Below are 25,936 nucleotides of genomic sequence, written 5' to 3' on the forward strand. Positions count from 1 at the left end.
GTATCCTACCCCGTTGCTGGTCCTGGCCGGGACCGGCAACGGGGTCAATGTAGCAGGTCTGAGACACATAAGGTGTTAAGTCCCGGCATTTGGCGGATCGGGTTCGAGATGAATCGATCCCGATCTGAGGCCCAGACCTTGCCGGTAGAGTTACAGGACGCGAGGCGGCTGAGCTTCTCAAGCTTTCATGCGTCGATCTCCAGGGCCCCGGCCCATGCCACCGTTGAGGTCGCTTCACCGCAGGGGTCTTTCGGCGCCGGACCGCGATGGTTGCCCGAACCAGGAGCGCGCCCTGGCCCGGTCTGCCTGAATGCCTTACCGCCCTGTGATCATCGCAGCGGCTTTTTCGGCCACCATCATCACCGGCGCATTGATATTGCCCGAGGTGATATTGGGGAAGACAGAGGCATCGACGACGCGCAGCCCGCGAATGCCATGCACCCGAAGCTCGGCATCGACCACCGATGTCGCCGGATCCGGCCCCATCGCGCAGCTGCCGCAAAGATGGTAGATGGATCCCCCCTCCTGGCGCAGATGGGCCAGCATCGCCTCGTCACTGTCGCATCCGGGGCCGGGTGTCACCTCCTCCACCGTGATCGCCCGCAGCGCCGGGGCCTGCATGAACTGACGGATCAGCCGGCTGGCTTCGATCACCTCCTGGCAATCGCGCCCGGTTGACAGGTAATTCGGCCGGATCAGCGGCGCGGCCAGCGGATCGGCCGAGGCCAGCGAGATGCGCCCCCGGCTGTCGGGGCGACAGGAGTTGAAGGCGAGCAGAAAACCCGGATAGGGCTCCGGCTCCAGCTTTGCTTTCGTGCTGGCCGGAATGCGGTAGGACATCGGGTTGAAATAAAGCTGGATATTCGGCGCATCGCCCGCAGATGCGGTGCGAAAGAACCCTCCCGCCTGATTGACACTGAGCGCGAGCGGGCCTTTGCGGTTCAGCACATAGCGCATCCCCGCCCGGAGCTTGCCCCACCAGGGCCGCAGCTCGTCATTCAGGGTCGGTACATTCGCGCGGTAATAGTAGCTTGCGCAAAGATGGTCCTGGAGACCTCCGCCCACCGCCGGCAGCGCCGCTTTGACCTGGATCCCGTGCTGCGCCAGCTCTGCCGGATCGCCGATCCCCGACAGCATCAGGAGTTTCGGAGACCCGACCGCACCGGCCGAGAGGATCACCTCGCGGGCAGCGCTCAGGGTTTCGGTCACGCCATTCGCGCGGATCTCGACCCCGGTCGCGCGCCCGCTGTCATCGATCACGATGCGGGTGACATCCACCTTCAGCCGCAGCGTCAGATTGGGCCGTTTCAGAGCCGGTGTCAGATAGGTTTTCGAGCTGGATTGCCGCCTGCCTTTGCCGATATTCGTCTCATAGATCCCGGCGCCTTCAAACTCTGCGCCATTGAAATCGTCGCTGACCGGCAGCTGCAGTTCCCGCGCAGCTTCGATGAATCGGTCGCAGATCGGATGGGTCTGCCCCTTCATCGGCGTGATGCCGACCTTCCCCCGGGAGGAATGCCATTCGGTATCGCCCAGCGGATGGTTTTCCAGCTTTCTGAACCAGGGCAGCACATCATCATAGCCCCAGCCGGGGTTGCCCGCATCGCGCCAGTCGTCGAAATCACGCCTTTGTCCGCGCACCCAGATCATCGCATTGATCGAGCCGGATCCGCCCTGGACCTTTCCGCGCGGCGTATAGATCTTACGCCCCGCCATGCCTGGTTCGGGTTCGGTCGAATACATCCAGTTGGTTTCGGGATTGAAGTAATTGCGCGCATATCCCGCCGGCATGTCGAACCAGAAGGACCGGTCCGAGCCGCCCGCTTCCAGCAGCAAGACGCGGGTGGCCGGGTCTTCGCTCAGCCGCGCGGCGAGGATGGACCCCGCCGAACCGGCACCAATGATGATGTAATCGTAGGACATGAGCTTCAGGCCTTTGCGGGCGGTTCTTTCCAGGACGTGTCGGATTGCGCTTTGAAATCATGCGGGGTTTCCCACATGGAAAGGTGCAGGCGCTTGTCGGTATAGGGCGAATGCGCCTCGATCACCTCTCGGTTCAGGGTGATGCCGAGGCCGGGCTTCTCCGACGGGATGATCCAGCCGTCAGACCAGGTCAGCCCTTCTTCCAGCACCTCGGCATGGAAGCCATCCCAGCGGCGGATGCTTTCCTGCACCAGGAAATTCGGTGTGGCGGTGGCAAGCTGCACAGAGGCCGCGGCGCCGACCGGGCCGTTATAGAGATGCGGTGCGATCTGGGCGTAATGGACCTCGGCCAGTGCCGCGACCTTCTTGCCTTCCAGAATGCCGCCGACACGACCCAGATTCATCTGCAGAATCGACGCACCATTGTTGCGCAAAAGATCGTGGAATTCGTATTTCGTGGTCAGTCGTTCACCGGCGGCAATCGGGATCGTGGTCTGCCCGGCAACGCGGCCCATGGCCTCGCTCTGCCCGGGCGGCACGGGTTCTTCGAACCACAAAGGATCATATTGCTCCAGCCGCCGCGCCAGCCGGATCGCACCGGAAACCGTCATCTGGCCATGGGTGCCGAACAGGAGATCACAGCGGTTCCCCACCGCCTCGCGGATGCGCCGGCAAAAGGTTTCCGAACGGTCCATGTCTTCCAGAGACAGCTGATGCCCGCCCATCACCGTGTAAGGCCCGGCGGGGTCGAATTTCAGCGCCGTGAAGCCCTGTTCCATATATTCCAGCGCGCAATCGACGCTAAGCTCGATATTGCTGTAATCGTGATCGCCTTTGGCATTCTTCGGGTAAAGATAGCTGTAAGAGCGCAGCTTTTCATGCACCCGACCGCCGATCAGCTCATAGACCGGCTTGCCCGCCGCCTTGCCGATAATATCCCAGCAGGCCATTTCCAGCCCCGAGACAATGCCCATCATCGTCAGATCGGGTCGCTGCGTGAATCCGCTGGAATAGGCGCGGCGGAAGAATTTCTCGACATGATGCGGGTCTTCACCATCGAGCAGCCGGTCAAACACATCCTGGATCGCCGGGACCATGACCTTGGGGTGGAAGGTCGCGGCATAGACCTCGCCGACGCCTTCGATCCCGTCATCGGTGCGCAAAGTGACGAAAATCCAATACATACCGCCGATATGGGGCGGCGGCACGGCGACGATATCGGTGTGAACGGAGACGAGTTTCATGGCTTCCCTCACCAGCTCTGGATCACAAGGCGGGTCTGTGTGAAATCCAGCATCCCGTGTTTGCCGTCATCCCCGCCAAGGCCCGAGCGTTTCCAGCCTGAATGATAGCCCTGATAGGGGTCGGCGGGGGTGCGGTTGATATAAACCTCGCCCGCCTCGATATTGTTCGCAACCATCATCGCCTTGCGGTAATTCTCAGTATAAATGACCGAGGACAGACCGAATTGGTGATCATTGGCCATCGCGAGCGCGTCTTCGGTCGTCTGATAGCGCAGCACCGGCAGGACAGGGCCGAAGACTTCTTCCTGCACGATCTCCATCTCCTGGCGGCAATTTGTCAGCAGCGTGGGCGGGTAGAACCAGCCGGGGCCGTCGGGGATGAAGCCGCCGCATTCCAGTTGCGCCCCGTCATCAATGGCGCGGCTGACCATCTGATGGATGTTCACGCGCGAATTCTGGTTGATCAGCGGGCCCATCACCGAAGGCTCGCGCATCCGGTCGCCGAATTTGCGTGCCGCCATATGGCCGCGCAGCAGATCAACAAACTGATCATGCACGCTGTCCTGCACATAGACCCGCTCGATTGCGGTGCAGAGCTGGCCGCAATGGGTGGTGCGCGACGCGACCACCGCCGCAGCCGCCTTCTCCAGGTCGGCATCGGCCTCGATGATCGCAGGCGTCTTGCCGCCAAGCTCCAGCGAGGATTTCGCGATATTGACCTGGCTGTATTCCAGCACCTTGCGGCCCGCACCGACGCTGCCGGTCAGCGTGATCATGCCGACCCGAGGATGGGTGCAGACCGTCTGCGCCACCTGATGCGTCATCGCGATGATATTGATTGCGCCCGCCGGAAAGCCGCAATCTTTCACCGCCCGCGCCACTTCCAGCGCCGAAGACGGCGTGTTGTTCGAAGGCCGCGCCACCACGGTATTTCCCGCAATCAGCGCCGGGGCGATTTTGCGCATCAGCGTATAAATCGGGTAGTTGAACGGGATCAGCGCCGCGACGACACCAATCGGTTCGCGCTGCAAAAGCAGGTTCTCATCAGGGCTGTCCGAAGGGATGATTTCCCCCTCGATCCGCCGCGCCCATTCGGCATGGTAGCGCGTCAGCTCGGCCGCGTAAAAGACCTCACCCGTCGCGTCCTCAAGGCTTTTTCCGGATTCCAGCGCCAAAACCGCGCCGATCCGGTCTTTACGTGCCACCAGCATATCGGCAAGCGCCCGCAAATGCCCGGCCCGCTCGACCGAGGTCAGGCGCCGCCAGCCGCGCTGCGCATGGGCCGCTGCCTCTACGCCTGCCCGCGCTTCGGCGGCGGTGGCTGCAGTGACATGCGCGATCTGCTGACCGGTGGCCGGGTTCAGCACTGCGATCAGCTCTTCGCCATCCGATGTCAGGAAGTCATTATTGACGAAGTTGCGGTCGATCCGCATGGCGTCCTCCGGTGCGATTTCGGCCAGGACCAGAGGGCAGACACGCCTTGCTGTCAATTATTTTCCATATTGGGAATTAATATTCCACATATGGAAAGTAATATGGCATCTCCTCAGCACCCTTGCAGGAGCAGCGCATGTCCGGCACAGCCAGACCCGATCCCACCAAAACCGCCGCCCCGGCGATTGATGGCGCGGTTGAGATCCTTGAAGTGCTCTCGGCCTCGCCCTGGCCGCTGCAGCTTTCCGATATCTGCGAAAAGACCGGGCTGGCCCAGGCCACGGTGCACCGCATCCTCAATTCCATGCTCAGCCACCGGATGGTCGCGCTCGCCCCCGGGCGGCGCAAAACCTATGTCCCCGGCTCGCGGCTGTTCCAGCTTGCCTCGGCAGTGTTCGCCCGCCAGCCTTTCGTGCCGCATTTCTACCCCATCGCCGAGATCCTGAAGAACGAGATCCACCGCTCGATCTTTCTCAGCCTGCCGATCGGCAATCAGGTGGTGATCCTTGCGAGGCTGGATGCGCCGGCCAGCACGGCCTTCAATGCCTATGTCGGGCGCACCATGCCGATGCATCTTTCGGCCTCGGGTAAGGCGATCCTTGCCGCCCGCCCGCTGGAAGATCAGCTCACCTATCTGCGCGACGAAGGCCTTGCCGCGCCCGACATGGCGGCCGGGCTGCCGGCGCTGGCCCAGGACCTGCAACGTTCGGCCCGCCTCGGATATGCCGTCAGTCTCAACGAGATCCAGCTTGATGTCGGCTGTGTCGCCGCACCCGTGGTGAACGGGCGCGGTGAGCCAGTCGCCGCCATCAGCGCCTGTTTCACCGGCGAGGCGCTGAGCCTGCAAAGCGCGCGGGTCTATTCGAAAAACGTCGTCCAGGCTGCGCGCCAGCTTTCCTCGCATATCCTCTGATCTGAAATACCACTTTCTCCCTAAGTCATGACTTTTTGGAATGACCCCGGCGGAATAGTCGTTTGTTCACTGCCACGAAATCGACTTTCCTGATCGCCATCGTGGGGGAGAACCCGATTCATGGTCAGCGGACGGAAGACACGCGTCGAGCGTGACAGTATTGGTATGCTTGATGTCAGCCTGGACGCCGTTTTCGGCATCCAGACCGAACGTGCTGTGCGGCTTTACCCGCTGGCCGGGCAAAAGCGCTTTTCCGATTACCCCGCCCTGCTGAACGCGATGCTGATCGTCAAAAAGGCCGCAGCGCAGGTCAATATCGACACAGGCGCGATTGAGCCTGACATGGGTGAGGCGCTGATCGAGGCGGCCTCGGACCTGTTGACCACCCCATGCCCCGAGGCGTTTCCAGTCCATGCCTTCCATGGCGGCGGCGGGATTTCCTCTAATATGAACCTCAACGAGGTTCTGGCCAATCTGGCGAACAAGGCCGGATTTGGCGCGGAGTACGGGTCTTACACCCCGATCCACCCGAACGATCATGCGAACCTGAACCATTCCACCGCTGACTGCCTGTCCACCGGCTGCCATATCGCGGCGCGGGCGGCTTTCGCCGGGCTGGCGGCGGAGATCGAGGGCCTCGCGACGGATCTTGACCAACTGGGCGCCGACTGGGCGCCCTTGCGCAAACTGGCGCGGACCTGCCTGCAGGATGCAGTTGATATCGGTTTTGCCGATTACCTCGGCGGCGTCTCCGCCTCGCTGCGCTTTAACCTGGAGCGCGCCACACGCGATGCCGATACGCTGCGCGAGGTCTCTATCGGCGGCAATATCATCGGGCGGTCCGAGGATTGCGAACCGGCCTTTTTTGCCGCGATCCTTCCCGCCCTGAATGCCGCGCTTGAGGCAGCGAGCCTGCCCGCCGGTCTCACCCGCACCGACAATCTTTTCGCCGCAAGCCAGGCACATGACCGGCTGCTGGCGCTTGGCGCCTCGCTTGATCAGTTGGCCCGGACGCTGATCCGGTTCGCGAAAGACCTGCGGCTGATGGCCTCGGGCCCGCATGGCGGTCTTGGCGAAATCCGGCTGCCAGCGATGCAGCCGGGATCCTCCGCAATCCCCGGCAAAGTCAATCCGACGATCCCGGAATTCATGGTGCAATGCGGCATGATCGCGGTCGGTCATGCGGCGGCGATGGCGATGACCCAGGATCATGGCGAGATGGATTACAACCCCTGGGAAGCGGTGGTGATCGTGAGCCTTCTCGAAATGATCGGGGTGCTGGAAAGCGGTGTCGCGACGCTGCGGCGCAACTGCGTGCAGGGCCTGCGGCCCGATGCAGCCCGCAACCAGGATCTCTCGACCAGCCTGCTGCCCTCACTGATCCGGCTGAAACAGCTGAAAGGCTACAGCTATTCGGCCCAGGTCGCCAAAGATGCCGCCGGTGACGTTGATTTCGTGCGCCGCAAGGTGGCCGAAGCCGAACCCCGCTGAGCGCGCGCCGTACACCCTACAGTTTCCCCAAACAGACCTCCTCTGTGGAAGACGACAATGACAGATGAATTGCTCGATACCGATCTTGACTGGGCCAAATCCTGGCTCAAAGAGAGCAAGAAACAGTATATAAATGGTGAATGGGTTGCCGGAAACGGTGCCGCCTGGGGGGTGAAGAACCCGGCGACCGGGGAAACCCTCTGCCAGATCGCACTGGCCGATGCCGGTCAGATCGAGACCGCCGCCGAGGCCGCAAACCGCTGCCACCAGTCGGATGTCTGGAGCCGCAAGACCTCGCGCAAGGCGCGCGCCGATCAGCTTATCGCGATTGCGCGGCTGATCCGCGAGAATGTGAAACATCTGGCGCTGCTGGAAAGCCTTGCCAATGGCAAGACCTACGTTGAGGCCGTCAACGACGACATCTACACCTGCGCCGAAATCTTTGAATATTACGCCGGCTGGACCGATAAATTCTATGGCGAGGTCTCGCCGGTCGAAGACGGGTTCCTGAATTTCACCACCAAAGAGCCGGTCGGCGTCTGCGCCCTGATCGCGCCCTGGAATTACCCGCTCTACCAGGCCAGCCTGAAGATCGCACCGGCGCTGGCGATGGGCAATGCCGTGGTGATGAAGCCCTCGGAATATACGCCGCTTGCGACGCTGCATCTGTTTGAGCTGATCGACCGCGAACTGGATCTTCCCAAAGGCCTTCTGAACCTGGTCCTTTGCGATGGCGCAGCCGCGAACCAGCTGACGCTGAGCCGCAATGTCCATAAAGTGTCCTTTACCGGGTCGACCGGCGTCGGGCGTCGCATCGTGGCGAATTCGGGGGCCTCGAACCTGAAAGGCGTCACGCTGGAACTGGGCGGCAAATCGCCCTGCATCTTCTTTGAGGATACGCTCAATCTGGATGCCGCGATTGATCGCGCCTTCTATGTGATGTTCTCGCAAAAAGGCGAGAAATGTTCCGAGCCGACGCGCTTCCTGATCCAGAAGGGCATCTATGACTATGTTCTGGAAAAGCTGATCGCGAAGGCGGAGGCAGTGACCTGCGGCGACCCGCTGCTGGCTTTGACCGAACAGGGTGCGCAATGCAATGAGGCGCAGTTCAAACGCATCATGGAGTATATCGAGATCGGCAAGACAGAGGCCGAACTCGTCGCGGGCGGCACCGCCGATACCACCGGCAGCAATGCCAAAGGTCTGTTTGTCCGTCCGACGATCTTTTCCAACGTCCCTGACACCGCCCGTATCGCGCAGGAAGAGATCTTCGGCCCGGTCCTGTCCTGCACCCCGTTCGAGACCGCTGATGAGGCCGTTCGCATCGCCAATGGCACCAGCTATGGCCTCGCGGCCGGCGTCTATACCGGCAATGTAAACCTCGCCCACCGCATGGCCGAGCGTCTCGATGCCGGCATGGTCTTTGTGAACCGCTATGGCTGCTACGGCCTCTCGGCCCCCTTTGGCGGCTTCAAGGAAAGCGGCTGGGGCAAGGAAATGGCGATCCATTCGCTGTCTTCCTACACGAAAACCAAAGGCACCTGGATCCATTTCGGCGGCTGACCCCGCCTGAAAGCAACACCCTCTTCGAGAGACTGAAGACTATGCAATATACCCGTCTTGGCCAATCCGGCCTGAAAGTGTCGCGCCTCTGCCTTGGCACAATGAATATGGGCTCGAAATCCTGGAAGCCCTGGATTTTCGACGAGACCGAATCCGAGCCGATCATCGGCCATGCGCTCGACAATGGCGTGAACTTCATCGACCTCGCCGATTTCTACTCGGCGGGCGCGGGCGAGGAAGTCGTCTGCAACGTGCTGCGCAAACTGGCGAAACGCGATGAGCTGGTGATCGCGACCAAGCTTGGCTATCCGATCGGGGGCGGCGCGAACAATGGCGGCCATTCCCGCAAACATGTGTTCGATGCGCTGCATGGCTCGCTGGCCCGGATGAAGACCGATTATGTCGACATCTATATGTTGCATTACTTCGATACCGAGACCCCGATCGAAGAAACCATGGAAGCGATGAACGACATCGTGCGTGCCGGCAAAGCCCGCTATATCGGCGTCTCGACGATGTTCACCTGGCAATTCGCCAAAATCCTCGCGGTCTGCGAAAAACATGGCTGGGCGAAACCGATCAATATGCAGCTGCAGCTGAACGCCGCCTACCGCGAGGAAGAGCGCGAGATGCTGCCCTTCTGCATGGATCAGGGCGTGGGCGTCTCGGTCTTCAGCCCGCTGGCGCGGGGGATCCTTTCCAGCGATATGAATTCGGTCCGCAACAAGACCGACTTCTTCACCGCCGAGATGTATAACGATGCCGCCTCGCGCGATGTCGCGATGTCGGTCGCGCGTGTGGCCGAGGCGCGCGGCCTCAGCCCGGCGCAGATCGCCCAGGCCTGGGTGCTCAGAAAGCCCGAGGTCTCGTCGATGCTGGTTGGTGCCGATACGCGGGCGCAATTCGACAGCGCTCTGGCCGCGCTGACCACCGAGCTTGATGCCGAAGAGGTTTATGAGATCGAGCGCAATTACACGCCTTGTGACGTGATCAACGATTACACCGCCGGCAAGCGCATCCCGCGCGCGCCGCGCCCGGCTGCGGGCCGTTTCGCGCTGGAGGCCGTGGCCTGAGGCCTTTGCCGGAGCGGCGTCAGCGCCGCTCCGGCCACATTTCAATAAAGTATCCGACAGGGAGAATAAGGATGGATGACTTCAAAACGCTGAACGGCAAGCCGCTGCACCCGGAAGCCCGCGCCATGCAAAGCCGTTTTGCGGCAGGGCAGATTGACCGTCGCGGTTTCCTGCGTGGCATGGCCTGGCTTGGCGTCGCCGTAGGGGCCGCAGGTGCTGCCCCTGGTATGTTGCGCGCCGAAGAGACGCCGAAAGCCGGCGGTACGCTGCGTTTCGCCTGCCAGATCCAGGAAATCACCGATCCGATGATGGCGACCTGGATCGAATCCTCGAACCTGTTGCGCAACTGCCTTGAATTCCTGACCTTTGTTGATGCCGACAATATCACCCATCCCTATCTGGCGAAAAGCTGGTCGGCCTCGGACGACCTGACCGTCTGGGATTTCGATCTCGATGAGCGCGCCAAATGGTCGAATGGCGATCAGTTCGGCCCGGAAGATGTGATCTTCAACATCGAACGCTGGATCGCACCGGACTCGCAATCCTCGAACAAGAGCGCGTTTGAGGCGATCACGAAAATCGAAAAGACCGGCGATCATTCGGTGCGCATCACCCTGTCGCGCGCCATCGCCTCGCTGCCCGAACAGCTTTACTCCCATACCTGCGCCATCGCGCATCGTGGTTTTGCAGGTAACTGGCCGGCTGATCCGGTCGGGACCGGCCCCTTCTCGCTGGTCAGCCATGAGGTCGGCCGTCAGGCGATCTTCAAGAAGCGCGAAGATTACTGGGGCACGCCGGCCTATCTGGACGAAGTGCATTACATCGACCTCGGCGCCGATATCACCACCCATCTGGCAGCGCTGTCGAGCGGCCAGGTCGACGTGCTCTACCGCGCAACGATTGCCGAATATGACCTGATGCAATCGCTGCCGAATATCCAGATCCTGAGCGGCAAAGCGGCTCATACCCTGGCGATCCGGATGCAGGTGGACCAGAAGCCCTTCGACGATATCCGCGTGCGCAAAGCGGTGCAGCTGGCGGCTGACAATGGCCAGATGCTGGCGATTGCCTATCGTGGCGAAGGGGATCTGGGCGCGAACTACCATGTCTCGCCGGTTCAGGCCGATTACGCGCCGGTCGATCCGATTGCCCGCGATGTGGCGGCTGCAAAGGCGCTGCTGGCCGAGGCCGGCTATCCGGATGGCATCGATATCGAGCTGACCCTTGGCAATACCCAGGGCAAATGGGAGCAGGACACCGCTCAGGTCCTGCAACAGAACCTCGCCGAGGCCGGCATAAGGCTGAAGCTGAACGTACTGCCCGCCTCGCAATACTGGCCGATCTGGGACAAGGTGCCCTTCGGCGTCACCTATTGGGCGCATCGTCCGCTGGGCACGATGACGCTGGATCTGGCCTATCGCACGGGCGGTGCCTGGAACGAAAGCCATTACGCCAACCCGGCCTTTGACGAGGCGCTGAACAAGGCGATGTCGCTGGTTGACCCGGACGCCCGCCGGGAGGCAATGGCTGTCGTCGAAACCATTCTGCGCGATGACGCGGTGATGGTGCAGCCCTATTGGCCGAACCGTTTCTCGGCCGCGGCTCAGAATGTGCGCGGCTTTGTGCTGCATCCGTCGGACTTCTTCCGTATGGATGGCGTCTGGCTGGCCTGATCGCCACCCGAAACAGGGGTCGGGCCTTTGCGCCCGGCCCCCATTCGCGCCTCGGCGCGGCTCAACTGAAAAAGGAGGGTGTCTGGTGTCACTGGGCAGATTTCTGATCCGAAAGACCGCGATCGCGATCGCCACAATGGTGGCGGTCTCGTTCCTGATCTTTCTCGCACTCGAGGTGAATATCGAGGAAGTCGCCGTCAAGGTGCTGGGGCAGTATTCCACCGCCGATCAGCGCGCGGCCTGGCTGTTGCAAAACGGCTATAACGACCCGTTCCTGATCCGCTATCTCCGCTGGCTGGCGAATTTCGTGACCGGCGACTGGGGCCAGTCGACCTATTACCGCGCACCGGTGATGGATATGGTGCTGCCACGCCTTGGCGCCTCGGCAATCCTCGCGGGCGGCGCGCTTCTTGTGATCATCATCTTCGGGCTTGGCCTTGGGATCCTTGCCGGGATGCGGCCTGGCACCGTGCTGGACCGGGTGATTTCGGTGTTTTCTGTCATCACCACCTCGATCCCGGATTTCGCCTCGGCGGTGTTTCTCTCGGGGATCTTTGTCTTCTGGCTGGGACTTCTGCCGGGGGCCAGTACGATGATTTCCGGGTTTTCCTTCCGCGAGCTGATCCTGCCGGTCTCGGTGCTGGGGATTTATTCGATGGGCTATCTGGCCCGCGTCACCCGCGCCTCGATGGTCGATGTGATGTCCACCCATTACATCCGCACCGCGCGGCTGAAGGGCGCAAGCCTGTCGCGGATCGTGTTGCGCCATGCGCTGAGAAACGCGCTGATCACGCCTGTGACCGTCATCATGCTGCAACTGCCCTGGCTCCTCTCCGGCGTGATCGTGGTCGAGGTGTTCTATGCCTATAAGGGCTTTGGCACCCTCCTTTATGACGCCGCGCTGAACCAGGACATCTATCTGATCGAAGCCTGCGCGATGATTTCGGTCCTCGTCGTCGTTCTGAGCCAGATCCTCTCGGATGTGCTCTATGGCTGGCTGAACCCCCGTATCGAGCTGGGAGCAAAAGCATGAAGGCGCTGACCCCCTACCTGCAAAAGCCGCTGGTTCTGATCGGTGGGTTCCTTGCATTTGGCTGGCTGCTGGTCGCGATCCTCGCGCCGGTCCTTGCGCCCTATAACCCGCTGCAAACCCTGCAGCCTCTGGTCAAACCCCTGACCACCGGATCGAATGGCGAATATTTCCTGCTGGGAACCGATATGCTGGGCCGTGATATCCTTTCGCGGCTGATCTGGGGGGCGCAGACTGTGGTGATATATGCCACGCTTGCCACCCTGACCGCCTATATTCTGGGTCTGAGCTTTGGCCTGATCGCGGGCTATGCCGGCGGGCGCACCGATGCGGTGCTGTGTTTCCTCGCCAATGTGATCCTCAGCTTCCCGGTGCTGGTGCTTTACATCGTGATCATCGTGGTGATCGGGGCCTCTCCGGTGAATATCGTGATCGCGGTGACCTTCAGCTCGGCCCCGGCGATCTTCCGCATCGTGCGCGCCATCACCATCGACGTGGCCAGCCGCGATTTCGTCAAGGCCGCGATCACCCAGGGCGAAAGCACCTGGCGTATCCTGTTCATCGACATCCTGCCGAATACCACCGGGCCACTCGCCGTCGATTTCTGCCTGCGGCTTGGCTATACCGCCATCACCATCGGGACGCTCGGCTTTCTCGGCCTCGGCCTGCCGCCGCCCACCCCCGACTGGGGCGGCATGGTGAATGAGGGCCGCGCCATGGCCATCGCCTTCCCGCATCTTGTGGTCTTCCCCTGTATCGCGATCTCGACCCTGACACTGGGCCTCAGCCTGCTGGCCGACGGGCTGCGTGAAGTGAATGATGCGAAGGAGCGCCAGGCATGAGCGACGCATTGCTTGATATCCGCAATCTCTCGGTCGCGCTGCCGAAAGGTGCCGACCGGCCTTTCGCGGTCCAGGGCGTCACGCTGGATGTGAAGCCGCGCGAGATCCTTTGCATCGTCGGAGAATCCGGTTCGGGCAAATCAGTGCTGACCGCAACCCTGATGGGCGCCGCGCCAAAGGGGCTTTCGGTCGCCAGTGGCGAGGCAGTTATGGCAGGCCAGGACCTGCTGACGCTTTCGGAACGGCAATGGCAGAAGATCCGCGGCAAAGAGATCGGCATGATCTTTCAGGAGCCGATGGCGTCGCTGAACCCGGCCCTCACGGTCGCGAGCCAGATCGAAGAGGTCTTCATCCTCCATTCCGATATGTCGAAGGCGGATCGCGCCCGCGAGGCGCGGCGCCTGGTCGAGGCAATGCATCTGCCCGAACCCGACCGCATCCTGAAAAGCTACCCGCATCAGCTTTCGGGCGGGCAATGCCAGCGCGTGGTGATCGCGATGGCGCTGGCGATGAGCCCGAAACTGCTGATCGCCGATGAGCCAACCACGGCGCTGGATGTGACCACCCAGGCCCAGGTGCTGAAACTGATCCGCGAGCTGCGCGACGTGCATGGCCATGGGATCATCTTCATCACCCATGACCTTGGCGTGGTGGCCGATATTGCCGATCGTATCGCGGTGATGCGGCGGGGCGAGGTGGTGGAGCTCGGCACTGCCGAACAGGTGCTGAAAGACCCGCAACATGACTATACCAAGACCCTGATCGCGGCGGTTCCAAGCCTTGTGCCCCATGACCGCCCTGCCCCCGAGGCCGCCAAACCGGCGCTGGAGGTCACGCAGCTGAACCATGCTTACGGCGCAAAACAGGTTCTGCATGATATCAGCATCGCTGTCGCACCGGGCCGCGTGCTCTCGATCGTCGGCGAAAGCGGGTCGGGGAAATCCACGATCGCAAAGAACCTGATCCGGCTGATCGACCCGACTTCCGGCAGGATCGTGGTGGCGGGCGAAGACATTCTGGGCGCAAGCGGCGAGGGTCTGCGCGGGATGCGCAAGCGGATCCAGATGATCTTCCAGGACCCGTTCGGATCTTTGAACCCGCGCCGACGCGTCGGGCCGATGATCGCCCGCGCCGCCGTGCTCTCGGGCGCCAGCCGCGCCGAGGCCGTCACCCGCGCAAAAGAGCTGCTGGAGCTGGTGGGCCTTGAGCGCAGCGCCTATACCCGCAGACCGGCCGCCTTTTCGGGCGGGCAGCGGCAGCGGATCGGCATTGCCCGCGCGCTGGCAATGCAGCCTGATGTGCTGATCGCCGATGAAAGCGTCTCGGCGCTGGATGTCTCGGTCCAGGCCCAGGTGCTGGATCTGCTGGCCGATCTGCAAAAACGGCTGCAGCTTGCGGTGGTGTTCATCACCCATGACCTGCGTGTCGCCGCCCAGATCAGCGACGAGATCGTGGTGCTGAGCCAAGGTCATGTGGTCGAGCGCGGCCCGGCAAGCGAGGTCCTGACCCGGCCACAGCATCCCTATACGCGTGAGCTGATCGCCGCCGCCCCCGGGCGCGACGCATTCTGAGACCAGTGGGCGAATGCCCCGCATTCCTGCATCAGACGGGGCCTTGACGCGCGGCAGACAGCAGCAGAAGGTTCGGGGCGCGCCCGGTCGGCGCGCCCCCGTTTCCTGTGCCGGGAGCCCTGCCCTTCCGATGTCGTCCGCCCCCTCTCTGACTTCGCTGCGCGCCTTCGCGACCGTTGGCCAATGCCTCAGCTTCACCGAAGGCGCGCATCGCCTTGGCGTCACGCAAAGCGCGGTCAGCCGGCAGATCCGCCAGCTGGAAAGCACCCTCGACATCGCGCTCTTTCGCCGCATCGGCAATGCGGTTGAACTGACCGAGGCCGGGGCGATCCTGCATGAGCGCCTTGCCGGGGCCTTTGATCTGATCGACGACGCCGTGCAGGAGGCGCGCAAATCTGTGCCGCGCCAGAAGCTGACCCTGCTGGCGCCGCCAACCTTTGCCGCGCGCTGGCTCTCGCGCCGGCTGGTCTCGTTCCGGCAACGCTTCCCCGATCTCGATCTCTCGCTGCATCTGAGCCCGGATGACAATGTGCGGTTCGACTGCGTGATCCGGTTCGGCACCGATCCGCGCGACCGCCAGTCTTCGACCCGCCTGATGGTCGAGCAGCATATTGCGGTCTGCGCGCCCGATCTCTGGGCCGATCCCGAACGGCTGCGGGCCAGCTGCCTGCTTTATGTGCTGGACCGCGCGCTCCGGCTGCCCACCTGGGATAACTGGTTCGCCTCGGCCCAGCATGATCGTCGCGATCTTCCGGAAAATGCGATGGAATTCGCGACGCTGGACATGGTGACGCAGGCCGCAGTCTCGGGGGCGGGTCTTGCGGTGATCGACCGCAATATGATTGAATCCGAGCTGGTTTCCGGCGCGCTGATCCAGATCGACCCGGTGGTGGTGACCGGCCCTTATGGCTATTGGCTGGACATCCCGACCGAGCGGCTGGCCCGCAGCCGGGTGGTGCATTTCGCCCGCTGGATGCAGCAGCTGGCGCTGCAGGGAACGCGCGCTCCGGCCGGCGACTGACCAGGCTGGCAGGCAAATGCGTGCTGACCTCTGAGATTAGAGTGCACGTTTCTCAAACCGCTCAGGCCGCATCCGAATCGGGCGGCTCTGGCGGGAGGGGCGACCTCGCGATGTGCCAGGCGCAGACCAACCGCTCTGGCGCAGGCGAAGGGAGGCCGAACCCGGTGCAGAGCACCAGGCCCCCCGCATCCAGGCCCAGCCGCGCGTCATTCACCACCTGCCGGATCTCGCGCCACGGAAGCCGCGCCGGGATACGCGCGGCTCCACCGCCGCTTTTGCGCTGCGGAAGGTAAATAATGATCCGAAACCGGGGCCGGGCCAGGACTGCTTCAGCGGCCTGACAGGCGGCGCCGCCCCTTTGACAGGACGGCGCCAATTGCCGGGAGAGCACCGGCAATGGTCGCGGGATCACTCGGCCGCGAACTGGTTCATGGTATTGGCGTGCCCGCCGGCTTTCAGCGCACGTTCGCCCGAGACCATTTCCTTGAAAGTATCACCAAGATCCGAGCCGACCTCATGCTGGTGCCTGACCGCCGAGACACCGCGACGGATTTCCTCGCGTTGCACGGTTTTGACATAGGCCAGCATCTTTTCCTCGCCGAAATAGCCGCGCGACAATTCATCGACGGATTTCGCGGTGAGGTGGAAAGTCGGCAGCGTGATCAGGTTGTGGAACACCCCCGCCCGGGCCGAGATATCGGTCTGGAAACGCTGCAGACGCTGATCCGCCTCGCGGCCCAGATCGGTCGCGTCGAAATCGGCCTTCATCAGCTCACTGCCGTCGGGGTAGTCGCTGGCTTTGATCCGGCCCGCTGCCAGCCATTCCTCACGTACCTGTTTCCTGAGATTCAGCGTCCAGTTAAAGCTCGGCGAGTTGTTATAGGTCAGTTTCGCATTCGGCACGGCCTTACGGATCTCGGCGACCATGCCGGCGATCTCATCGACATTCGGCGTGTCGGTCTCGATCCAGAGGAGATCGGCGCCGCCCTCGGTCAGGTTCGCGACGCAATCCTCGATCACCCGGGCACGGCCGGTGCCTTCGCGGAAGGGGAAGAGGCCGTTGGGCAGGCGCTGCGGGCGCACGAATTCACCGCCCTGGTAAAGCGCAAGCTCGCCTTCCTGAATTGGATTCTCATCGGTGATCGGCTCGACCTTCAGCCATTTGATATATTGGCTGGCCAGATCGCCCGGGCGGGCGGAGACCGGGACTTTCTGCGTCAGCCCCGCACCAAGACTGTCGGTGCGCGCAACGATTACCCCCTGATCGACGCCGAGTTCCTCGAATGCGAGGCGGCAGGCACGGAGTTTCTCGATGAAATCCTCGCGCGGGACAGTGACCTTGCCATCCTGATGGCCGCATTGCTTGGCGTCTGACACCTGGTTTTCGATCTGGAGGCAGCAGGCCCCCGCCTTGATCAGCTCCTTCGCCAGCAGATAGGTGGCATGTTCATTGCCGAAACCGGCATCAATATCGGCGATGATCGGCACGACATGAGTCTCGAACCCGTCAATGGCGGCAATGGCGGCGTCGCGCGCCTCTTCGGTCTGCGCGGATTTCAGCGCGCGGAACAGATCGTTCAGCGCCACCTCATCGGCCTGGCGCAGAGAGGTGTAAATTTCCTGGATCAGATCGGCGACGGCGGTTTTTTCGTGCATCGACTGGTCGGGCAGATGGCCCCAGCGATTGCGCAGCCCGGCAACCATCCAGCCGGAAAGATAGACGTAAGTCCCTTTCGCAGTGCCGCGCATCCGCTTGACCGCTTTGATCATCTGCTGGGCATGAAAGCCTGACCAGCAGCCCAGGGATTGCGTGAATTTCGACGCATCCTGGTCATAGGCCGCCATATCGGCCCGCATCACCACCGACATTTCGCGGGCGATTTCGAGATGGCTCTCCCAGGAGTTTTGCAACCGCAGCTGCACGATATCATCGACCGAGACCCCACCCGCCGTCTGGCCGGTCGGGTAACGCTGCGCAACTTCGCGGCGCAGTTCTGCATAGGTCTTGCGGGGCATCGGAGATCCTTTCATGGAGAAGAGAAGGCTGGCAGGCACAGGCCCGCCAAAGGGAGAAAGCGTGGTCAGCCGGTCCATCAGTCGAGCGCGTTCAGCACGTCATAGGCCGGCAATGTGATGAAATCGGGAGGCGTCGCGGCAAGGATCGCCTCATGCACGATCCGGGAGGCCGAGGCGTAATGGCCCCGGTGGAAGCCGGTCGGCCCAAGGCGGCCAAGGATTTTGACGATCTCTTCCTGGATCAGCGAGGCGAGCCATTCGGCGGTCAGCTTCGTGTGGTCACCATCGGTCAGCGTCACCTCGGACCCGTGGCGCAGCCATTGCCAGAGCTGCATCCGCGCGATCTCGGCCGCGGCGGCATCTTCCAGCATCCCATTGATCGCCACCGCGCCACGGCCCTGCAGCCATTGCGCCAGATATTCGATCGCGACCGCGATATTGTCGCGCAGGCCGGCCTCGCTCACCCGTCCGTCATGCGGTTTCAACAGCATCGCGGGGTCGATCCGGTAATCCTGCCGCGGGCGGCGGATCTGGTTCGGGCCAGGCATCGCGGCGTCAAAAACCTCCAGCGCGACCGGCACGAGATCTGGATGCGCAACCCAGGTGCCGTCATGCCCAAGGCCCACCTCGCGCTCTTTGTCGGCGCGGACGCGGGCGAAGGCGGCCTCTGTCACCTGCCCGTCACCCTGCCCTGGCACCACGGCAGACATGCCGCCCATCGCATGGATGCCGCGCCGATGGCAGATCTTGACCAGCCGCGCCGCATAGGTCGCAAGGAAGGCGCGGTCCATCGTCACTTCGGCCCGATCGGGCAAAACGTAACCGGGATGTGCGCGCAATGTCTTGATATAGCTGAAGATGTAATCCCAACGGCCACAATTCAGACCGGCGATATGGTCGCGCAGCTCCCAGATGATTTCATCCATCTCAAAGGCGGCGCGCAGCGTCTCGATCAGCACGGTCGCCTTGATGGTGCCAGGCATCAGATCCAGTGCCTCCTGCGCGTGGAGGAAGATCGCATTCCACAGCCGCGCCTCGCGGTGGTTCTCCAGCTTTGGCAGGTAATAAAACGGACCACGCCCGTCTGCGGCGAGCGTCTTGCCGGAATGGAAGATATGCAGCCCGAAATCAAACAGCGCCGCCGGGACGGGACGCCCGTCGATCAGCAGATTGGCCTCAATAAGATGCAGGCCACGCGGCCGCAGGATCAAAAGCGCCGGATCGTCTTTGACCTGCCGGGTCTCGCTGGTTTTCGGATCGGTGCAGCCGAGCGCATGATCGCGGTAGTCGAGCAGGTTCACCTGGCCCTGGATCATGGTGTCGAACCTCGGCGCACTTGCGTCTTCCAGATCGGCCATGAAGACCTTCGCGCCTGAATTCAGCGCGGTGATCATCGTCGCGCGATCCGCCGGACCGGTGAGCTCGACCCGGCGGTCCATCAGCGCCCGGGGCACCGGAGCCGCTTCCCAGATCCCCTGCCGAATGTCTTTCGTCTCGGTCAGATATTCCGGCAACATGCCCAGATCATAGCTGTGCTGACGCGCGCGGCGCGCGGCCATTAGCGCGTCGATCTGGCCGGAAAATGCACGATGCAGCCCGGCGAGGAATGCCAGTGCGTCAGGCGTCAGAACCCGGTCGGCGCCAGGAACTTCGCGCAGGATCACGGGCGGCAGGCGATGGGGCGGACGGTCGAGCGGCATAACGATTCTCCGATGTGGCTCTGGCGTAAAGTCACTATGGTAATGTTATGCCGCATGTGCATTATCTACCTGAAATAAAAGGGTAATGATGTAAGTCTTGTCACATTACCCTTGCGCGATCTGTAAGGTTTGTCACAGGCGGGATGCGAGGCAGGACATGGCAGGCGAGGGCAAACGGGGCGAAAAGCTGATCATCGGGCAGCGTCTGAAGGTGCTACGGCAATCGCTTGGGCTGACCCAGGCGCAGATGGCGACCGAGCTTGGCGTCTCCGCAAGCTACATCACCCTGATCGAGGCCGATCAGCGTCCGGCTTCGGCGCAGTTTCTGATGAAACTCGCATCAATCTACGATCTGAATATCTCGGAACTCGCCCCGGCCAGTGACGCGCAGCTGGCCGCAGATTTCAACGCGGCGCTGAAAGATCCGCTCCTTCAGGCCGGGCAGATCCCGAAGGTCGAGATCGAGGCCGTACTCCAGGCCTCACCCCGACTTGCACGCGCCTTCGTCCAGTTGCATGACCGCCACCGTGAAGCCGTCCTGCGCCCGATGGCGGATGACAACCCGCTGACCGATCGCGACAAGGTCGAGGTCCTCTCGGAAAGTTCGCGCCCGGCTGAGGCGGTACGGGCCTGGTTCTACGCACGCGGCAATCATGTCGACGCGCTCGACCGCGCCGCCGAGACGCTGGCGGCGGAATTGCAGCTTCATCGCAGCGAGCCGCATGTGGCGCTCTCGGCCCGGCTTTCGGCGCATGGCGTGCGAACCCGCATCCTGCCGGCAGATGTGATGGGCGGGCATCTCAGGCGGTTTGATCTGCATCGTAAGGAGCTGATGCTCTCTGAGCTGTTGCGCCAGTCGAGCCGGCGCTTTCAGATCGGCGTTCTGCTGGCGCGCCTGGAGCAGGAACCACTGATCGCGCGGCTCGTTGATGAGGCCGGGCTGACGGAGCCATCTGCTTTCACCCTGATGCGCGTCAGCCTTGCCAATTACTTCGCCGCAGCCCTGGTGATGCCCTATGCGCGTTTCCTCGGCGCCTGTGAAACCACGCGCTATGATGTCGAATTGCTGTCCCACCGCTTTGGCACCAGTTTCGAGCAGACCGCACATCGTATGTCGACGCTGCAACGCGAGGGTGCGCGGGGCATCCCGTTCTTCTTCGTGCGGGTGGACCGGGCAGGAAATATCTCAAAGCGCTTTTCGGCGGGGCGGTTTCCCTTCTCACGCTTTGGTGGCACCTGCCCGCTCTGGAACATCCATGGCGCTTTCGAGACGCCCGATCAGGTACAGACACAGCTGATCCGCATGCCCGAAGGCGCGAGCTATTTCTCGGTTGCGCGCACCGTGACCCGCGCGGGCGGCATGCAGGGGCAACCGGCGCAGCGGCTTGCGATCGGGCTAGGCTGCGATACCGCCTATGCGCCGCGTCTGATCTATGCGGACGGAATCGACCTTGTCAGATCGAAACCGGTTGAAATCGGGCTGAACTGCTATCTTTGCGAGCGCCGCGACTGCGCCGCCCGTGCGCATGCACCGATCAACCGGCCGCTTGCGGTGAATGAACGCGAAAGAAGCCTCGCGATCTACCGCTTTGGCGAAGAGTAACATGCCGCCGGCATATCTCCGGCGGCATCGTGATGTGATATGATTATGCCGTCAGCTCTTTGCGAATGATCTCGGCACCGGCACCCAGAGCCTGCAATTTTGCCCTTGCGATATGGCGCGGCAGCGGTGCCATGCCGCAATTGGTGCATGGACAAAGATTTTCGGCATCTACGAATTGCAGCGCTTTGCGCAGCGTATTCGCCACTTCCTCCGGCGTCTCGACCCGTTCAGAAGCCACGTCGATGGCACCAACCATCACCTTCTTGCCCCGGATCAGTTCAATCAGATCCATCGGCACATGTGAATTATGGCATTCAAGCGAAATCATATCAATGCTTGACGCCTGCAGCTTCGGGAAGATCTTTTCATATTGGCGCCATTCGGTGCCGAGCGTCTTCTTCCAGTCTGTATTGGCTTTGATGCCGTAGCCATAGCAGATATGAACTGCGGTCTGACATTTCAGGCCTTCAACCGCGCGTTCCAGTGTGGCAATCCCCCAGTCATTGACCTCATCGAAAAACACATTGAAAGCGGGCTCGTCAAACTGAATGATATCGACGCCTGCAGCTTCCAGTTCACGCGCCTCCTGATTCAGGATCGCAGCAAACTCCCAGGCAAGCTTTTCCCGGCTTTTGTAATGCGCATCATAGAGCGTGTCGATCATGGTCATCGGGCCGGGCAGCGCCCATTTGATCGGCTGTTTCGTCTGCCGCCGCAGAAATTTTGCATCCTCGACAAAAACCGGTCTGCTGCGCGCCACGGCACCGGTAACAGTCGGCACGCTGGCATCATACCGATCCCGGATCCTGACGGTTTCTCGTTTCACAAAATCAACGCCTTCAAGATGTTCGATGAACGTGGTGACGAAATGCTGACGGGTCTGTTCACCGTCGCTGACAATGTCGATGCCGGATTTCTGCTGATCGTCCAGCGCGAGGCGCAACGCATCCTGCCTGCCTTCGGCAAGCGTTGCCCCCTCAAGTTTCCAGGGCGACCAGAGTTTCTCGGGCTCGGCCAGCCAGGACGGTTTGGGAAGGCTGCCGGCAGTGGCAGTGGGGAGAAGTTTATTCATAGTGGGGACCTTTTATATTCTGTCAAAGCGCGAAACTGGCTGACCATTGCGAAAGCCTGGCCTGATGCGGCCTGATAAAATGCTCTTCCGCGAATTTGGCCTGTTCCAGCGCCAGACGGCTGCGCTCTTCGCGGTCATAGACAATCCGCGTCAGAGAATAATCCTGATGTTTCAGGCTTGGGCGATAGCAGCTGCCTGCGGCGGCATTGGCGTTGTAGATTTCCGGACGATAGATCTTCTGGAATGTCTCCATCGTACTGATGGCGCTGATCATTTCCAGATTGGTATAATCAGCCAGAAGATCTCCCATGAAATAAAATGCCAGGGGAGCAACGGCGCCCGGCGGCATGAAACAGCGAACCGTCATACCCATTTTTGCGAAATACCTGTCGGTCAGAGATGCTTCATCCTGTCTGTATTCAGCACCAAGAACAGGATGGATGATATCGGTTCTGATATAGGTTCTGTTGCTTGATACGCTGAGACATATCACCGGTGTCTTTCTGAAATTTCGGCGATAGACCTCAGATTTCACGAAACTCCTGAACAGATTTCCATGCAGGTCGCCAAAATCTTCCGGCACGGCAAACCCGGCTTTCCCTTTGTTATATTCCGGGAGCGCTATACTGAAATCATAATCCCGCACATAAGACGAGAAATTATTCCCCGCAGATCCATCAATGATCTTACGGTTTTTGTGATCAAGAATGTTTGTCTTCAGAATCTCAATAATCGGAAACACACCCGCAGTTTCTGCATCCCCCATAGCCATATCGACGGATATGATCTCAACCCCGATGGAATACCGGTCACCTTTTGGGTTATCCCAACCGGCCAGAGAGTTGAATCTGTTGGTGATCATCGCCAGAGTGTTTCGTAAATTCTCCCGGCGGTGTGCCCCTCTGGCGAGATTGGCAAAATTGGTGGTGATGCGCGTATTATCGGCCGGAATGTAATCCTCGTCGAAGCCAATCTTCGTAACTCTGAAAGTGAAACCTTCTGTCATTGTGACATGCCTTCTGAGCGGCCTGAAAAGACAGGCCGGAAAACCACAGACACTCCGCGACGGATGTCGCGAAGCCGGCCCCGGGCGACTGATGTCACACGGGCCTTTGCAGTCACCTTTGCGGAACGGCCGCTCCCGACACGCCCACCGCGGCCGGAACAGGTGATCAATCCAGGCAGGTTTCCTGACTTGCGGGTCGTAACCTTGTCCGGCCTTCCCGGCGCAGAATGCGCGCCAGTGGCATTTCGGACAGGCTCGCCGCTCACAGTTGCGGGGGCAGCTCCGGATTTGGCATTGGCCTTACCGGATTCCCTTTTAACCGGGGCTTCCCCCGGCACCTGAATCAATCGATAAAATCCTTCGGAGACCCCGGAATGTCAACGATTTCAAAGGCAGATTATATTCATGAAAATCATGAGCGAAACCGGCAGTGTAAGAAATCAGGTGCAGACGATATTCGTTCAAAACACCCCTCGCGGCTGCACCAGTGCCGGAGCTTGCTTCTGCGCGACAGGCGTATCTGAGGGAATTCATACGGTTTTATGTCGTTCCGGCGCATATTTAGCCGGTATTTTTCACAGTTGGCGCTAAGCGGTCGGCGAGATCACGAACCGTCCCCGGTGCATCATCTGAAACAGGCAGTCAGGCCCTCCGGTTTCAGGCCATATATGCCATAGCGCCTTGCATAGTCCTGCGATCTGCCAGTCACGCAGGGGCTTTGTTGCGTTATCCGGTCGGTTCACGGATTCATGTTTGTGAGTCAGCGTGTCAGGTTTGGTGCATGAGAAAGACGATCCCCCTGTTCCAACCACGAACTGGTCGAGTTAAAATCTGGCCCTGAAGCGCCGGGGCTCGCTGATGGCCTGGTTGGACGCGGAGATGGCGTGGTTCGCGGCACCGGGCGGCAAGCCGGATCATCCTGAGCGATTCCCGGCATCAGCCATCCAGTTTTGTCTCTCGATGAAGATCCTGTTCGGCCTGCCGCTTCGCCAGATCGAGCCATGTTGCGCCACTGGTTCGAGCAACTGAACAGCCCCAGCTGAGTGGTCCAAGTTAAAATTTAGTGCATGACCGGCCTTTGGTCCATCGGGACGATGGTTTCCGGGGCCGGTGGGCGGTAGCCCAATGCGCTGTGTGGTCGTTTCGTATTATAGTGCTTTCTCCATTTCTCGATCATGATCTGTGCCTCACGGAAGCTGTAAAAGACTTCACCATTCAGCAATTCATCGCGGAAACGGGCGTTGAAGCTTTCGCAATACCCATTTTCCCAGGGCGATCCAGGTTCGATATAAGCAGTTTTTTGCGCCGACCGCGTTGATCCAGCCCCGAACTGCAAGGGCGACGAACTCCGGGCCATTGTCGGAACGAATGAAGGCTGGCACGCCGCGCAAGATGAACAGGTCCGTCAGCGCATCGATCACATCTGTCGAGTTCAGCTTGCGCCGCACCCTGATCGTCAGGCACTCGCGGCTGAATTCATCGAGGATGTTCAGCGTTCGAAACACCTTGCCGTCATCGGTGCGGCAGTGAACAAAATCATACGACCAGACATGATCCGGGTATTCCGGCCGCAACCGGACACAGGATCCGTCGTTCAGCCACAATCGGCCCTTCTTCGGTTGCTTCATTGGCGCCTTCAGCTTCGTCGGGAAAACAGTCCCCCGGACTGTTTTCTGATCCTCCTCAGTCTCGTCGCCATAAGCGCTCGACCCGCTTGTCGTTTACTTGCCATCCAGAACTCCGTAACAGAGCCGCAATCCGGAGATAGCCATAGCGGCCATATTGCCGGGCCAACTGGATCATGTCGGCGACCAGGCGATCTTCGTCCGCCCGGCCTTGCGCCAGTTTACGTTGTGTCGAGCGATGCTGCTGCAGCACCTGGCAGGCCCGACGCCCGGAAATGCCCAGCTCACCCCGGACATGATCAATGCAGGCCCGGCGGCGAGCGGGGCTCAGAAGCTTCCCCGTGCGGCTTCCGTAAGGATCAGCTTGTCCAGCGTCAGGTCCGAAACAGCACGTCTGAGCCGGTCATTCTCCTGCTGAAGGCGCTTCAGTTCTTTCAACTGGTCTACGCCCATCCCGCCATACTGCTTGCGCCAGCGGTAATACGTCTGTTCGACAACGCCGATACGCCTGATCGCGTCCAGACGGGACAAACCTTGCCCCATCAGAACCTCAACCTGCCGCAACTTCGAGACAATCTCTTCCGGCTTCGGTCGCTCGTTTGCCATTCTCGATCCTCCGCTTCCTAAACATAACGGCGGACCACTTCAGTGGGGGAGGATCAGCGAGACGGCGTCAGGTTTTCGGGCGAAGGCGAATGGCAGGTTCGCAAGCATGGGGCCAGCCGCCGTCGTCGGTGGCACAAGATCCATATCGGCATCGGTGCCGAAACGCCGGAAGTGCGAGCGGTCGGGATGACCAGCAACCGGGTCGGTGATGCGCCCGTTCTGCCTGACCTGTTGGCGCAGATCCCGGCATGAGCGGATCGGCAGCGCCACCGCTGACGGCATCTGTGACACCAAGAACTGCCATGCCGCCATCGCCGCGCGTGACGCACGGGGCCATCATACTGTTGAACGGCTTGCAATAAGGACCCTGCTTCTGGGGTGGTCGGCGTCCAAAAGGGACCCCACCGACCGGGGGTTGGGTCGATTGTGCCTTCGATGACTATCGGAGGCCGAGCACGGGATGCTGATCGTGGAGACAATCGCAAAAATCAGGCGGCTACATTTTACCGAGGGCAAGGGGATCAAGACGA

At 61.2% G+C, this 25,936-nt stretch carries 17 protein-coding genes, 3 pseudogenes and 1 riboswitch; of the genes and pseudogenes, 12 read left to right on the forward strand and 8 right to left on the reverse strand.

Translation table 11 applies throughout. The features are described from left to right. Nucleotides 1–315: 315 nt before the first annotated feature. The 3 genes from AC4FS3_RS26650 to aldA are packed head-to-tail and all read right to left on the reverse strand — an operon-like array spanning nt 316 to nt 4,657. A complete protein-coding gene (locus AC4FS3_RS26650; protein WP_491023035.1) occupies nt 316–1,923 on the reverse strand; it encodes a GMC family oxidoreductase in 1,608 nt (535 codons plus the stop codon). A 5-nt stretch (nt 1,924–1,928) separates the two neighbouring features. Continuing rightward, nucleotides 1,929–3,167: a mandelate racemase/muconate lactonizing enzyme family protein gene (locus AC4FS3_RS26655; protein ID WP_491023036.1), complete on the reverse strand. Its 1,239-nt coding sequence runs from the start codon at nt 3,165–3,167 to the stop codon at nt 1,929–1,931. 8 nt (nt 3,168–3,175) lie between these two features. Beyond that, on the reverse strand, nt 3,176–4,657 hold the full coding sequence (gene aldA / locus AC4FS3_RS26660) for an aldehyde dehydrogenase (RefSeq protein WP_216279403.1): 1,482 nt from the start codon (nt 4,655–4,657) through the stop codon (nt 3,176–3,178). A gap of 80 nt (nt 4,658–4,737) precedes the next feature. Between aldA and AC4FS3_RS26665 the strand changes: the two genes are divergently transcribed. The 9 genes from AC4FS3_RS26665 (at nt 4,738) to AC4FS3_RS26705 (ending at nt 15,778) form a co-directional block, all read left to right on the forward strand. Continuing rightward, the gene (locus AC4FS3_RS26665; protein ID WP_491023037.1) at nt 4,738–5,514 is read left to right on the forward strand and encodes an IclR family transcriptional regulator; all 777 of its coding nucleotides are present in this window, start codon (nt 4,738–4,740) and stop codon (nt 5,512–5,514) included. A 120-nt stretch (nt 5,515–5,634) separates the two neighbouring features. Then, nucleotides 5,635–7,005, forward strand: a complete 1,371-nt coding sequence (locus AC4FS3_RS26670; RefSeq protein ID WP_491023038.1) for a lyase family protein — start codon at nt 5,635–5,637, stop codon at nt 7,003–7,005. 57 nt (nt 7,006–7,062) lie between these two features. Continuing rightward, on the forward strand, nt 7,063–8,568 hold the full coding sequence (locus AC4FS3_RS26675; protein WP_491023039.1) for an aldehyde dehydrogenase family protein: 1,506 nt from the start codon (nt 7,063–7,065) through the stop codon (nt 8,566–8,568). Nucleotides 8,569–8,609: 41 nt separating this feature from the next. Continuing rightward, the gene (locus AC4FS3_RS26680) at nt 8,610–9,641 is read left to right on the forward strand and encodes an aldo/keto reductase (protein WP_491023040.1); all 1,032 of its coding nucleotides are present in this window, start codon (nt 8,610–8,612) and stop codon (nt 9,639–9,641) included. A gap of 71 nt (nt 9,642–9,712) precedes the next feature. Next, nucleotides 9,713–11,314: an ABC transporter substrate-binding protein gene (locus tag AC4FS3_RS26685; RefSeq protein ID WP_491023041.1), complete on the forward strand. Its 1,602-nt coding sequence runs from the start codon at nt 9,713–9,715 to the stop codon at nt 11,312–11,314. 85 nt (nt 11,315–11,399) lie between these two features. Continuing rightward, a complete protein-coding gene (locus AC4FS3_RS26690; RefSeq protein WP_491023042.1) occupies nt 11,400–12,347 on the forward strand; it encodes an ABC transporter permease in 948 nt (315 codons plus the stop codon). Then, the gene (locus AC4FS3_RS26695; protein WP_198838782.1) at nt 12,344–13,186 is read left to right on the forward strand and encodes an ABC transporter permease; all 843 of its coding nucleotides are present in this window, start codon (nt 12,344–12,346) and stop codon (nt 13,184–13,186) included. The genes AC4FS3_RS26690 and AC4FS3_RS26695 overlap by 4 nt, the downstream gene beginning before the upstream one ends. Beyond that, nucleotides 13,183–14,757 (forward strand): dipeptide ABC transporter ATP-binding protein, encoded by a 1,575-nt coding sequence (locus AC4FS3_RS26700; RefSeq protein ID WP_491023043.1) that lies wholly within the window; start codon nt 13,183–13,185, stop codon nt 14,755–14,757. The genes AC4FS3_RS26695 and AC4FS3_RS26700 overlap by 4 nt, the downstream gene beginning before the upstream one ends. A gap of 130 nt (nt 14,758–14,887) precedes the next feature. Beyond that, on the forward strand, nt 14,888–15,778 hold the full coding sequence (locus tag AC4FS3_RS26705; protein ID WP_491023044.1) for a LysR substrate-binding domain-containing protein: 891 nt from the start codon (nt 14,888–14,890) through the stop codon (nt 15,776–15,778). A gap of 408 nt (nt 15,779–16,186) precedes the next feature. Here the strand turns inward: AC4FS3_RS26705 and AC4FS3_RS26710 are convergent, their stop codons facing one another. Both AC4FS3_RS26710 and aceB read right to left on the reverse strand, forming a co-directional pair. Beyond that, nucleotides 16,187–17,794 carry an isocitrate lyase gene (locus AC4FS3_RS26710; RefSeq protein WP_491023045.1) on the reverse strand — a complete coding sequence of 536 codons (1,608 nt, stop codon included), beginning with the start codon at nt 17,792–17,794 and terminating at the stop codon, nt 16,187–16,189. 77 nt (nt 17,795–17,871) lie between these two features. Beyond that, nucleotides 17,872–19,494 (reverse strand): malate synthase A, encoded by a 1,623-nt coding sequence (gene aceB, locus AC4FS3_RS26715; protein WP_491023046.1) that lies wholly within the window; start codon nt 19,492–19,494, stop codon nt 17,872–17,874. 157 nt (nt 19,495–19,651) lie between these two features. Here aceB and AC4FS3_RS26720 point away from each other — a divergent pair, with 157 nt between their 5' ends. Further along, nucleotides 19,652–21,097, forward strand: coding sequence for a helix-turn-helix domain-containing protein (locus AC4FS3_RS26720; protein WP_491023047.1), 1,446 nt, complete (start codon nt 19,652–19,654; stop codon nt 21,095–21,097). Between the two features lie 43 nt (nt 21,098–21,140). Here the strand turns inward: AC4FS3_RS26720 and AC4FS3_RS26725 are convergent, their stop codons facing one another. Together AC4FS3_RS26725 and AC4FS3_RS26730 are read right to left on the reverse strand one after the other, a co-directional pair. After that, nucleotides 21,141–22,169: a methionine synthase gene (locus AC4FS3_RS26725; protein WP_491023048.1), complete on the reverse strand. Its 1,029-nt coding sequence runs from the start codon at nt 22,167–22,169 to the stop codon at nt 21,141–21,143. Between the two features lie 22 nt (nt 22,170–22,191). Further along, nucleotides 22,192–23,175 carry a DUF1852 domain-containing protein gene (locus AC4FS3_RS26730; protein WP_491023049.1) on the reverse strand — a complete coding sequence of 328 codons (984 nt, stop codon included), beginning with the start codon at nt 23,173–23,175 and terminating at the stop codon, nt 22,192–22,194. Nucleotides 23,176–23,332: 157 nt separating this feature from the next. Beyond that, nucleotides 23,333–23,532: riboswitch (cobalamin riboswitch) on the reverse strand. Between the two features lie 424 nt (nt 23,533–23,956). Between AC4FS3_RS26730 and AC4FS3_RS26735 the strand changes: the two are divergent. Continuing rightward, a pseudogene (locus tag AC4FS3_RS26735) lies at nt 23,957–24,168 on the forward strand (transposase); the annotation flags it as partial. Nucleotides 24,169–24,235: 67 nt separating this feature from the next. Here the strand turns inward: AC4FS3_RS26735 and AC4FS3_RS26740 are convergent. Continuing rightward, nucleotides 24,236–25,406 (reverse strand): annotated as a pseudogene (locus tag AC4FS3_RS26740) (IS3 family transposase). 63 nt (nt 25,407–25,469) lie between these two features. On the opposite strand from AC4FS3_RS26740, the pseudogene AC4FS3_RS26745 reads away from it, so the two are divergent. After that, a pseudogene (locus tag AC4FS3_RS26745) lies at nt 25,470–25,734 on the forward strand (transposase); the annotation flags it as partial. Nucleotides 25,735–25,936 lie beyond the last annotated feature (202 nt).

This window comes from Pseudogemmobacter sp. TB195 (genome assembly GCF_058313095.1).